The sequence below is a fragment of the Pandoraea sputorum genome (assembly GCF_000814845.2).
GTDB lineage: Bacteria > Pseudomonadota > Gammaproteobacteria > Burkholderiales > Burkholderiaceae > Pandoraea > Pandoraea sputorum.
The window spans coordinates 2,141,117-2,152,815 of the sequence record NZ_CP010431.2 but is presented as its reverse complement, the minus strand read 5'-3'; the positions used below and the strand labels follow the sequence as shown (position 1 = coordinate 2,152,815).

Sequence of the window (11,699 nt, the reverse complement as noted above, 5' to 3'; positions counted from 1 at the left end):
GCCTACGCATGCCCCGCCAGATCGCGCGAACAGATCTGCGTCCAGTTGAGATGATCAGTTTGGGTGGTGTTCATGCTAAAATTAAACACCATGTTTATTTAAAAAGCAAACACACTGTTTATAAACGCTGCGTTTACTTGAGCGAAGATCCGGTTATGGGAAAAGAGATGCACGAGACGTTCCGACGACTATTCGAGGCCGCCAAGCAAGTGCGGCCCGCGATTTCGTCAGTCGCCGATTTGGCGCGCGCACTCAATCAGAGCGAGCAGACCATCAATAACTGGGCGTATCGCGGAAATGGCGTTTCGAAACAGGGCCGGCTGATTGCGCAGCGTGAGTTGGGAATCAACGCCACATGGATCGACGATGGCCAGGGCCAAATGGTTGCTGGCAGCGATCCTGGCAACGCCAACGTGCGTCCAGCCGACATGGGCTTACGTCGAATACCGCTGATTAGCAGTGTTCAGGCGGGTCAAATGACCGAAGCGATCAATCCCTTCCCTCCGGGCGCTGCATTCGAGTATTTGCTCACGGACCTAAAAATGTCGGAGCAGGCCTTTGCGCTTGAGATCGAAGGCCGATCGATGGAGCCGGAGTTTAAGGAAGGGGATCGCATCATCATTGACCCCGCAGTCCGGCCGCAACCCGGTGACTTTGTCGTCGCCAAAAACGGATGCGAAGAAGCCACATTCAAGAAATATCGCCCTCGCGGGATCGGCCAAGACGGGCGTGAAGTCTTCGAACTTGTTCCGTTGAACGTGGATTATCCAACGATCAACAGCGCCAACGAACCGACTCGAATCATCGGCGTGATGCTTGAGCATCGTCGCTATCGGCGCCGGTAACCCCTCAATGACCATGAACCCAATGAGCGAAGCCGAAAGCCCTGTCACTCGTGCACACGCCGGGCTTGCTGCCCGTATCGCAACAGTCCTCGCGGCTGAAGGTGTTTCACCTAGCCAGTTTGAGGCCGAGGCAGGTCTTGACGCGGGCACCATAGCTGCATGGCTTTCCGGTGAAGCGACAGACATCGCACACGATCAGGCGGCCCGAATCCAGGAGCGATACCGCTTCAACATGTTCTGGCTCATCACCGGCCGTGGGAAGCAACGCATTCCCTCACTTCGCCCGCGGCACGCCAAGCCCGCGCCTAAGTTCCTGAACGCTTATCCCCCGAGAGCTTCCCTGCCAGGCTGAAGTTCGCGATGGACCTTCGTGGTGTTCGTCAACATGGTGAAGTTGCGAAGGCAGGCGGTGTTACCGCGGCTGCCGTGCGCCTCTGGTTCAATGGTGGTGTAGCCCAGATCGAGGCGAACCAGATCGCCGCATTGTCGAAGTTCCTCCGTGTGGAGCCGGAATGGCTTCGTACCGGGATCGGCCCAATGGAAGGCGCTGCGAATGTGCGATTGGCAGAGGTGGGCACACGCCGCATTCCGCTCATTAGCAGCGTGCAGGCGGGGTTGATGAACGAAACGGTGACGCCGTTTCCGCCTGGCAGCGGCTTCGAGTATCTGCTGACAGATCTCGAGCTTTCGGACGGTGCCTTTGCACTTGAAATCGACGGGCGGTCCATGGAACCGGAGTTTCGGGAGGGCGACCGGATTATTGTCGACCCGGTCATTTCTCCCATTCCAGGCGACTACGTTGTGGCCACTAACGTCCGAAGCGAAGCGACATTCAAAAAGTATCGCCCTCGCGGCGTCGGACCCGACGGAGCGCAAGTGTTCGATCTGGTCCCGCTGAACCCCGACTTCCCGACAATCTGTAGCGAACAGGAGTTGGCACGAATCGTTGGCGTCATGATCGAACACCGACGTTACCGGCAACGAAGGTAAAACATACCGGACAACGCTCACCCGATTTGCGACGCGTTAGCGCGTCTGCAACTCAGCGTTCCCCAGCTAATCCGACACCGGGATATAAGCCTTCATGGTATAGCGCACGTCGGGCATGACGACTAAGCGCGCTTCGATTACGCGCATACCTTCGTATCGAACGCAGACCGGCATCACGTAGACGCAGTCGAACACGCGTTGCACGGTCGGTTCGTCGCCGGGCTCTGCCGCACGAAACCGCATCGACCGCAATCGATCAAGTAAGAAACCGCGGACGTCCTGTTCGGAGGGTGCTTCAACGCCGATAGCGCGGGCGAACTCATCGTGTGCGAATTTGCGGACAAGATCCACCGTCTCATCCAGATTGGCCTGAACCGCGACTGTTTTCATGATGTCCTCACATCGTTGCGCCGTGGTAATCGTTATGAATTCATCAGTTCATCGAGCTGATCCAGTGTCGCCCGCCCGACTGTCCCCTCGCGAACGCGACGATGAGAAGATAAGACAGAATTTCCAATTTCAAAAGACTGAATTTCTATACAGTCCCGCACCCCGGCTTTTGCCATGTTTGCGCCCAGCCGACAAGCTCGGTGTCCGGCAGCGGTTTGCTCAGGAAATAGCCTTGCGCGAAGTCGCATCCGAGCGCGCGCAGCTTCTCCAGCGTCACGGCGTCCTCAATGCCTTCCGCCACGATGCGAATGCCCATGCTGTGACCCAGCGCAATCGTCGAGCGTACGATCAGCGTGTCGTTTTGCTCATGCGCCATCCCCTTCACGAACGACCGGTCGATCTTGATTTCCTCCACAGGCATGCGCTTCAGATACGACAGTGATGAATAGCCAGTCCCAAAGTCGTCGATCGCAATACGCACGCCCATGCGATGCAAACGCTCCATCGTGATCAGCGCCTGCTCCGGATCGTCCATCAGCGCGCTCTCGGTAATCTCGACACACAACCAATGCGGCGCAAGCGCGTGTTCGCCCAACACCCGCCTGAGGTAATCCGGTAAATCGACGTCCACCAGATCGCGCGCCGAAAGGTTGATCGACATGCCAAGCGGAATCCCTCGCGCATGCCAGGCGGCGCACGTCGCAATAGCCTCCGCCGCAACCCAGCGGGAAATCACGCGGATGAACCCCGTCTGCTCCGCAAACGGAATAAACTCCGCCGGCGGCACGATCCCCCGCTTCGGATGCCGCCACCGCACCAGCGCTTCGACACGCACGGCCTTGCCGTCCGACAAGTCCACTTGCGGCTGATAGCAAAGGTACAGGCCGCCATGTTCGATCGCGTGACGCAAATCGCTCATCAGCGACAAGCGGTCCCGGTCGCGGCTTTCGGTGTCCGGCTCATACACCGCGACGCCCAGATTCGAACGCTTCGCCGCGTACATCGCGAGATCCGCACGCCGCAGCAGCGTGTGCATGTCCGAGCCGTGATCGGGATAGACGGCGATGCCGAAGCTCGCGCCGACGTCCACCGTCTGACCGTCGACGACAATCGGCGCGTCGAGGGCGCTCGCAAGACCCGTCGCACACCGATGCGCCGCCGACTGATCGCCACCGCGCACGAGAATGGCGAACTCGTCGCCGCCCAGACGCGCCACCATATACCCCGAAGCCTTCAGCTCGGTGCTCAACCGGTGCCCCGCCTCCCATAACAGGTGATCGCCGACGTGGTGCCCCAGCGTGTCGTTCACGTCCTTGAAGCGATCCATGTCCATGAGAATGACCGCGAACGGCGCGCCGCCACGATACGCCTGCATGATGTCGGCCTGCATCTGCTCACTGAACGCCGCGCGATTCGGTAGCCCGGTCAGCGTATCGACATACGCCAGTTCGGTAATCCGCTCTTCGCGCTCGGCGATCGCATTGCGCATCAGGTCGAATGCGCGCGCCAGATCGCCGGTTTCGTCGCGGCGTCGCACGTCGATGGCCGCCGCGTAATCGCCCTTGCCGATGCGCCTCGCCAGATCCACGAAGGCGGCTAGCGGACGCGTTACGCTACGCGCGATCAGCGCTGCCCCGAGCACCGAAATCACAATGCCGCCGAGCGTCAGCCAGAGGAGCGTCGCGCGAAGTTGACGGAACGGGCCTGCCGCCTCGGTCAACGAACGTTGCAACACGGCGACAACGGGGGCGGGGCTTGCCGTCCCGGACAGATTGACGACGCGCGCGGCATATCCGCTCACGCGCGACGTCGTCTCCTTGCCCGTCACGCGAATGGCGTGCCGGGTCAACGCCGCTTGTAAGTCGGCGCGGTCCGCCGCCGGCAGCGAACTCGCCACCACCTCCCACTGACCGGAGGCGACGCGATGCACCAGCGACACCTCCAGCCCCGACAGCTCGTGCATGTCGCGCGCGAATGCGTCGTCGAGGGCGAAGCCCATCGTCACCCAGCCGATGATCAGCGGCGCTTTGACCGGCACACTCACCAGCTCATACGCGCGGCCGCCGAGCATGCCAATCGCGGAGACTGAGGTGCCCGACTTGCTTCTCAGGTTGCCTCTCAGATTGCCGCGCGGCGTGTCGGGTAGTGCGCGGTCGGTCGCATCGGTGTGGTCACCGTCGCCCACCGCGCCCGACACCCGCGAATCGGCGATCACCGCGCCGTTCAGATCGACGAGCAGCGCCACGTCTGCATGCACACGCTCGCGCACGTTCTCGAGTGCCGAGTGCATCGTCACCGGGTCATGCAACGCCACCGCCTCACGAAATCCAAAGTCGGCCGTGACGACCTGAGCGACCTGCGTCAGCTCGTCCGCCTTGGTTTGCAGCGCCCGGCAGAACACGCGCTGGCCGACCGACAACTGCTCCGCGACCTGCGCAGAGGACGCGTCGTTGAGCGCCCGGCTGGCCGTCATCTGTATGACGGCCAGCACCACCAGAATCAGGGCGACGAACACCAGCGTGATCTTCGTGCGCAGACGATGCCAGCCAAGACTGGCCAGTTTGCCTCGCGTAATGCCAAGAAATCGGCCGTGCAGTTGGCGAGGTGATCTCAGGAATGCAGGAAGGAACGACACGCGTCAGTCCCCATGCAGCGGCAACGTCAGCGAAAGCGGTTTGGCCTCGGCCGAAGCGTCCACCGGTAGCCTGAATGTGCCAACGACGGCAGCCGGTACGTTGCCCAGACGCGGGTGCCAGACCGACACGCGGTACCGACCCGCCGGCACTTGCGGCAGCTCGCCCCGCCCCGTTGCGCCGGACTTCGCGAAGTATGGCGTGTCCACGACCACGACATACGCAATCATCATGTCGTGAATGTTACAGCCGATGGTGACAACGCCCGGCTTGTCGAACACCACACGCTTCGATCCGCCGCGATATAGCTTCAGCTCGAAACGTTTCGCGTCGGAAAGCGAATAGACGTCGTGCGCGATGTCGTCCCGATTCGGGAAATCGACGGCCGCCCCCTTCTGCAGGACGGTAACCAGCGGCATGAACATCTTGTGTTGCTGAACGATGGACGCCGGTGCCGGACGCGCCACTGGCACCTTGCCGTCTTCCGGGGTGAGATAGACGACGGCGTCGTCCAGTGCCTGCCCGGTGCTGTCGCGCACCTGGAAATCGCGCGCCACGGCGGCCGCGCCGTGCAAAGCCAGCGCCAATACCGCCAGGCGCGCCCCCTCAAGGGCCGCACGCAGCGGCAGACGTCCTGTTGTCTTCATGATGGATGCGATGTCGCGCAGTGCAAACGGAAACGGGGAAACAAGGGAAACGGGCACCGATGGGGAGATAACGGCGCAAGCCCCCGAACTATTCCTACGCACCGATAGGAAATTTGCCGTCGCCGCAGTATGCGTCAGGCGACCTTGCGTTGCCCTTCAACGCACCATCAAGCCGAACGCATCCGCAAATGCTGGGAAATTCGCTTCACTTTCGTTTTACTCTTGGAATTGCCGTTCTGAAGGGTGCGTGCACGGCGGCGCACGGGAATGCGCCGGACCGTGTCACGTCGTCTGGGCCGTCAGGCCGTCAGACGGGCAAGCAGCGTGCGCGGGCGTCCGGCACGCACTTGTGCAGCCAGTGCCGCTTCACGCCAGCGTGCCGTAGGCACTTCCGACGGCGAGAGCAGGCTGTCGAAGCCGCACGCCCACAACATCGCCAGTTGGTCGGGCAACAGCGGGCCCGCCGCACGGATGGCCCCCTTGAACTGCCACTTGTCGCGAAGGAACTTCGCCAGCGTGAAGCCACGACCGTCGCGCGTCTTCGGGAATTCGATCACCACGAGTTCCAGCTTCGGCAACAGCGCCGCGATGCGTTCGGGATCGTCGTGACCCTGCACGCGAATACCGGCGGGTGCCACACCCTGCGCGTCCGCCGCGAGCCATGCGTCGAGCGGCAGCACGGTGCCACTGCTCACCTGATCTGGCGCGCTGGCGTCATTGGCGGCGTCGGCCGTGACATAAGTCCAAACGTCCTCGGCAGGCAGGCCGTTACGATCAATCAACATGCAAAGCTCCCTTGAATTCTTCTGCACCCACGCGTCCGAGCGTATCGATGAAGCGCTCGCCCTCGTGACGCAGCTTCAGATACCGTCCGAGGATGTTTTCGATCACTTGCGGCACCGCTTCGTATGAGACGCCCGGGCCGAGGATCTTGCCGACGGCCGCGTTATCGTCCGCCGAACCGCCCAGCGTGATCTGATAGTTTTCCTTGCCCGCCTTGTCCACACCGAGAATGCCGATGTGCGCCACGTGGTGATGCGCGCAAGCGTTGATGCAGCCCGACACGTTGAGCGTTACCGGGCCGATATCGCGTTGCTGCTCCTCCGTGAAGCGCAGCGCGATACGCTGCGCCACCGGCACCGAGCGTGCGTTAGCCAGCGCGCAATAATCCAGCCCCGGGCACGCAATCGCATCCGAAATCAGACCGATGTTCGGCGTCGCCAGGCCGTTGGCCTTCAGTTGCTTCCACAGTGCATGCAGTTCGTCGCGCTTCACGTGCGGCAGCACGAGGTTCTGCTCGTGCGTCACGCGTAGTTCGCTAAACGAGTACTGATCGGCCAGATCGGCCAGCACCAGCATTTCCTGTGCGCTTGCGTCCCCCGGAATACCGCTGGCAGGCTTGAGCGAGACGACCGCGCTGATATAGCCCGGCGCTTTGTGCTCGTGCGTGCAAGTGTCGACCCAGTGCTTGAAGTCGATGTCGTTCGCATAGGCTTGTGCGAAGACGGTCGACTCCACCGGCAACGTTTCGAATTCAGGGAGGATGAAGCGCTCGCCAATCGCCGCGATGACGTTATCGGCGAGCGGACGATGCGTCTTCGCAATGCGCGCGAACTCTTCCTCGATCATCTCGATGAACTTCGCAGGCTGCATTTCCTTGATGAGAATCTTGATGCGCGCCTTGTAAATGTTGTCGCGACGGCCCAACGCGTTGTACACGCGCAGAATCGCCTCGACGAAGCGCAGCAGATCGGCTTCAGGCAACCACTCGCGCACGAGCGTGCCCACGATCGGGGTGCGGCCAAGACCGCCGCCTGCATAAATCTGGAAGCCGACTTCGCCCTGCTCGTTCGTGCGCGCCAGAATGCCGATGTCGTGGAAGCGCACGGCGGCACGGTCCGTCTGACCGCCGGTAATGGCGATCTTGAACTTGCGCGGCAGGTAGGTGAATTCAGGGTGATCGGTCGACCATTGACGCAGAATCTCGGCGTACACGCGCGGGTCGACGACTTCGTCCTTGGCCGCACCGGCGAACTGATCGGTCGTCACGTTGCGGATGCAGTTGCCGCTCGTCTGAATGGCGTGCAGATCGACATCCGCCAAGGCCGACAGAATGTCCGGCGAATCGGTAAGTGTCGGCCAGTTGAACTGCAAGTTCTGACGCGTGGTGAAGTGACCGTAACCCTTGTCGTAGCGATTCGCCACGTAGGCCAACTGACGCAGCTGTACCGCGCTCAGCGTGCCGTACGGAATCGCCACGCGCAGCATGTAGCCGTGCAGTTGCAGGTACAGACCGTTCATCAGACGGTAGACCTTGAAGTCGTCCTCGCTGAGTTCGCCGCTAAGACGGCGCGCCACCTGCCGACCGAATTCGTTAGCGCGATCCTTGAGGTACTCGCGCTCCGACGGGTCATAACGATAGATGCCCGCATGTTCCGGGGCGACGGTCAGGGCCGGGGCATGCGCCAGGGCCGCTTGCGTGTCGGCGTCGCCAGCCTGCTTGCCGAGGTCTTCGCGCACCGACGGGCCGCGCGAGCGCAGTTGCTCGCGAAAGTCCACCGGCACCGGGCCGCCTTCGCTCACTTCAGCCGGACGCGGCACGGGATCGACGATCAGATTGGCAGCAGCGGACGCCTTCGCGGCGGCTTGCGCCTGATCGAGACTGTCGGCATCGAACACGTGTGCCTGCGTCAGATCGTCTACCCAGTTGTGTTGTTCATCCAGCCAGACGACCAGACCGTCTTTGAGCCGGTTCGCCGAAATCAGATTGCCTGCGTTCATTCGATGCTCTCGATACTTGTAGTTTTGGCCGCGAGTTGGTGGGAAAACAATTCGCGATTAGAACCGCAGGCTATCAAGAGGCGCGGGAATATACGAATATTGACTAGTTATGTAGGCATTACGAGATGTTGTTTGGCGAAAAATTGATGCGGGTCACTGTATTTTTATACAGTAGTCATGCTACATTTCCCATCATTCAATTTCTTCGTGAGTGACACCATGAGCGACGCCAAATCCATCAAGTTCATCGTCGTGCCGTATCGCAAGAATAAGGACGGCGTGCTGCAGCCGGGCGAGTTGCGTCAGGCGAGTACGGAGTTCGGGGCGGTGCGCATCGCGCAGTCGATGGCCTCCGGCTTTGCGGGGATTGCCGCTTACGAAGTGCTGGTCGACGAAGAGGACGGCACGATGGACGCCCCGCGCGTGTTGTTCCAGGAAGGTGCCATTCCGGCGATGGCCGATTAGTCCACCCGCGTATTCTGGCCACTTATTCCGGCCGCGCCCCACGGACCGTGCTGGCAGAAGGTTTGGTCTGACGCGGGTGCTGCAAATTGCGCGTGTCGAGCGCGTTGTTCGTCGCCGCCACTTGCTGATCGCTCGGCCCCGTGGAAGGCCCGTTGCGCTCGCTCGCCGTCCGATTGATGCTCGCGCTGGCGGCATGGGCGTCGGTGACCGTTGCGGTCGGCTTGCCCACGGCGGCCACTGCGGGACTCACCGCCGGTGTCTGATTCGACTGGCGGATGCTGCCAAGATCGCTCGAACCGAGGTACGACTGCGCACTGGCATGACCGAACGTCAGAAGGCCCAGAAGCCCCGTCAGGCAGACAATGGCTGCGAAAAATTTGGTGCGGTTCATAAGGCCCCCGGTGAGTGATTCGTCATTGATTCGTTATCTTTCGACATGACTGCATTGTCTCAGCGTCTTTTCGCGTTGTCGCCCGCACAAATCACAGTTGACGCCCCTCCCCCGTCGTTCGGCTAAGCGCCGTGGGTGTCGTCAGTGTTGGTCAGTGTTGTAACGCTGATGCGATTGCGACCATTTTGCTTGGCCACACGCAATTGGGCGTCGGCGGCTTTCAGGATGGCGTCGACGCTGTCGCACTCGGTCGCGCGCCCCGTCGCCGCCCCCACGCTCACCGTCACCGTGCCTGCGGCACTCCCTGCGTGATCGATATGCAGACGCTCGATATCGCGGCGTAACTGTTCGGCCATCACCTCGGCCGCATGCGCATCGGTGTCGGGCAGCACCACGGCAAACTCTTCGCCACCGTAACGCGCCGCCATATCGCTGTCGCGCCGCACGTGCCCCCCGATATTCTTCGCCACGGCGCGCAGGACATCGTCGCCGATCGAATGGCCGTAGGCGTCGTTGAAATGTTTGAAGTGGTCGATATCGGCAAACAGGATTGACAGCGGGCTGCCTGAGCGTTTCGCGCGCCGCCATTCGCTACCGAGTTTGGCGTCGAGCGCGCGACGATTGGCGAGTCCGGTGAGCCCATCGGTCATCGACAGACTCATGAGCCGCACAGCGGCCGCGGCGCGTGTGCGCATCGCGGCCACCAACAACCAGGAGCCCGCCATCAGCGTGGCGGCGCACGCGAGGGCAATCGTACCGAACAACATGGCGTGGCGCTGCCAGTCGTGCAGAAGGTCGTCCGTCGACGGCGTGACCACGACGAACATCGATGCCCCCGGCACCCGCACGGACCGGTACTCGCTCGCCTTCGTCCCACGCGGGAATGCCAGCGCTGCCGCGAGATCGCCGTTACGCGCCGCGTTGCCCGGCAAGACCACGAGTTGGCCCGGCTTCACATTCGCGCAAGGGTCACAGGCCAGCACCGTGCCCTTCTCTTCCACGATGTCGATGGATTTCAGATCCGCCGAATCTACGTCCTTCACCAGCGTGCCGAGACGATCCAGCCGCAGCGCAAGCACCGCGACTCCGGCAAACGAATGATCGGGGGCCGCGATACGGCGAGTGAGCGCCACCGACAACCGGCCGCTGTGAGTGCGTGACGCGTAGGGCTGGGAGATGTACAGGCCGAGCGACGGGCTGCTCGCATGCGAGCGGAAGTAGTCGCGATCGGCCACGCTGACGGGGGCGCCCTGCGTCCGGTCGAGCGGCGCGGCAATGCGCCCGGTCTTGTCGACGACGTAAGCGTCGTCCAGAAAGTCCCGACCCAGCGCCTGTCCGAAGCGCACGCGGTCGCGCACCCGGTCCGGAAATAGCGGCGTGGCCGGATCTTCCGCCTCGCGCACCATCTCCATGAGCAGCGCATCGTAGACTGCGATGTTGCCGCCCAGGCCCGCCGCGACCACCGACGCCACGCTTTGCGCACGATCCAGCGCGTGTTCGTGGCGCGTCTGCCGGTCGGCTCGCAGCAGCAGCGCCACGCCAGCGAGAATCGCCAGCGCGATGATCGTGCCGATCACACCGATCATCCACGGGTAGTCGTCGAACTTGCCGAACACAGCGTGCAGCCGCTTGCGGGTCCAGTTTCCGGCCAGACTGCGCGAGCTTGGTACACCTGAGCTTTTAGTCATAGCGAATGGCCTGACAGCGATACCGGTGTGAGGATCGGCTAGGATGCCACGCATCAACGTGCATCAATGTGCACAAATGCGCACTAGCGTCCACTAGCGCACATTCTGCGAGAGGTCATCGAGCAGCGGCACGATGGCCAGCATGATGAGCACCACGGCGAGCGGAATCGTGGAGACGAAACCCAGATGCTTGAAGCCCAGCGCCCCCGTCATGCCGCCCAGAAAGAACATACCCAGCAGCGCGCAGAGCAACCGCAGCTTCTGCCGGTCGCCGGCCACGCGCGGCAACTCCTGCGCCACGCCCGGCCGATTCCAGTAACCCATCTTGCCGAGTTCGATACCGATATCCGTCACGAGACCGGTCACGTGCGTCGTCCGAATTTCGGCCCGGGATATCTTGGTGATGATGGCGTTCTGCAAGCCCATCACATAGCACAACAGCCCCACCGTGGCAGGCACGTACAACACCCGGTGACTCTCGAGATTCGCGCCCATCACGCCGAACGTCAGCAGCAGCAGCGCTTCGAACATGAGCGGTGCCGCGTACTCGCTTTGGGTATGGTGACGACGTCCCCAATGGATCAGTACGCTCGATGTGGCCGCCCCCAGCAAGAACGCCAGCAAAGCACTTAGCCCCGCGAGCACCAGCAAGAGTTGGCCGAGCGCGAGGTTATCGGAGAGCGACGCCACGATCCCCGACATATGCGACGTATATTGCCCGACGGCGAGAAAGCCACCCGCATTGGCCGCCCCGGCGATGAAAGCGAGCGAGCAGCCCAAACGCCGGTTCGCCGCATCGGTGCGCACCGGTTGGGTAAAGCCACGAAGATAGTTGATCGGCATGATGCAGGAGTTCCCGGCTTCGCACT

The 11,699-nt window shown here is 62.0% G+C and carries 12 protein-coding genes; 4 read left to right on the top strand and 8 right to left on the bottom strand.

Translation table 11 applies throughout. From position 1 onward, the window contains the following. Nucleotides 1–8: 8 nt before the first annotated feature. Genes NA29_RS09565 through NA29_RS09555 form a run of 3 tightly spaced genes read left to right on the top strand, consistent with a single transcriptional unit; the run spans nucleotide 9 to nucleotide 1,835 of the window. Nucleotides 9–845, top strand: coding sequence for a LexA family protein (locus NA29_RS09565; protein WP_224786804.1), 837 nt, complete (start codon nucleotides 9–11; stop codon nucleotides 843–845). Next, nucleotides 817–1,197 carry a hypothetical protein gene (locus tag NA29_RS09560; protein ID WP_157127364.1) on the top strand — a complete coding sequence of 127 codons (381 nt, stop codon included), beginning with the start codon at nucleotides 817–819 and terminating at the stop codon, nucleotides 1,195–1,197. The genes NA29_RS09565 and NA29_RS09560 overlap by 29 nt, the downstream gene beginning before the upstream one ends. Before the next feature lie 8 nt (nucleotides 1,198–1,205). Beyond that, nucleotides 1,206–1,835, top strand: coding sequence for a LexA family protein (locus NA29_RS09555; RefSeq protein ID WP_039402927.1), 630 nt, complete (start codon nucleotides 1,206–1,208; stop codon nucleotides 1,833–1,835). A gap of 66 nt (nucleotides 1,836–1,901) precedes the next feature. Here NA29_RS09555 and NA29_RS09550 read toward each other — a convergent pair whose 3' ends face one another. From NA29_RS09550 to NA29_RS09530, 5 genes are all read right to left on the bottom strand, one after another. Then, nucleotides 1,902–2,225, bottom strand: a complete 324-nt coding sequence (locus tag NA29_RS09550; protein ID WP_039397761.1) for a hypothetical protein — start codon at nucleotides 2,223–2,225, stop codon at nucleotides 1,902–1,904. 145 nt (nucleotides 2,226–2,370) lie between these two features. Beyond that, nucleotides 2,371–4,860 carry a putative bifunctional diguanylate cyclase/phosphodiesterase gene (locus NA29_RS09545; protein WP_052252744.1) on the bottom strand — a complete coding sequence of 830 codons (2,490 nt, stop codon included), beginning with the start codon at nucleotides 4,858–4,860 and terminating at the stop codon, nucleotides 2,371–2,373. 3 nt (nucleotides 4,861–4,863) lie between these two features. Then, a complete protein-coding gene (locus tag NA29_RS09540; protein ID WP_052252743.1) occupies nucleotides 4,864–5,505 on the bottom strand; it encodes a methylamine utilization protein in 642 nt (213 codons plus the stop codon). 299 nt (nucleotides 5,506–5,804) lie between these two features. Continuing rightward, entirely contained in the window at nucleotides 5,805–6,290 is a 486-nt protein-coding gene (locus NA29_RS09535; RefSeq protein ID WP_039397759.1) for a DUF934 domain-containing protein, read from the bottom strand. Further along, on the bottom strand, nucleotides 6,280–8,286 hold the full coding sequence (locus tag NA29_RS09530) for a DUF2849 domain-containing protein (RefSeq protein ID WP_039397757.1): 2,007 nt from the start codon (nucleotides 8,284–8,286) through the stop codon (nucleotides 6,280–6,282). The genes NA29_RS09535 and NA29_RS09530 overlap by 11 nt, the downstream gene beginning before the upstream one ends. 219 nt (nucleotides 8,287–8,505) lie before the next feature. Here NA29_RS09530 and NA29_RS09525 point away from each other — a divergent pair, with 219 nt between their 5' ends. Next, a complete protein-coding gene (locus NA29_RS09525; protein ID WP_039402924.1) occupies nucleotides 8,506–8,751 on the top strand; it encodes a hypothetical protein in 246 nt (81 codons plus the stop codon). Between the two features lie 22 nt (nucleotides 8,752–8,773). Here the strand turns inward: NA29_RS09525 and NA29_RS09520 are convergent, their stop codons facing one another. From NA29_RS09520 to NA29_RS09510, 3 genes are all read right to left on the bottom strand, one after another. After that, nucleotides 8,774–9,142 (bottom strand): hypothetical protein, encoded by a 369-nt coding sequence (locus NA29_RS09520; protein WP_039397755.1) that lies wholly within the window; start codon nucleotides 9,140–9,142, stop codon nucleotides 8,774–8,776. 122 nt (nucleotides 9,143–9,264) lie between these two features. After that, nucleotides 9,265–10,830, bottom strand: a complete 1,566-nt coding sequence (locus tag NA29_RS09515; RefSeq protein WP_072633240.1) for a GGDEF domain-containing protein — start codon at nucleotides 10,828–10,830, stop codon at nucleotides 9,265–9,267. 93 nt (nucleotides 10,831–10,923) lie between these two features. Then, on the bottom strand, nucleotides 10,924–11,673 hold the full coding sequence (locus tag NA29_RS09510; protein ID WP_039397753.1) for a YoaK family protein: 750 nt from the start codon (nucleotides 11,671–11,673) through the stop codon (nucleotides 10,924–10,926). Nucleotides 11,674–11,699: the final 26 nt, after the last annotated feature.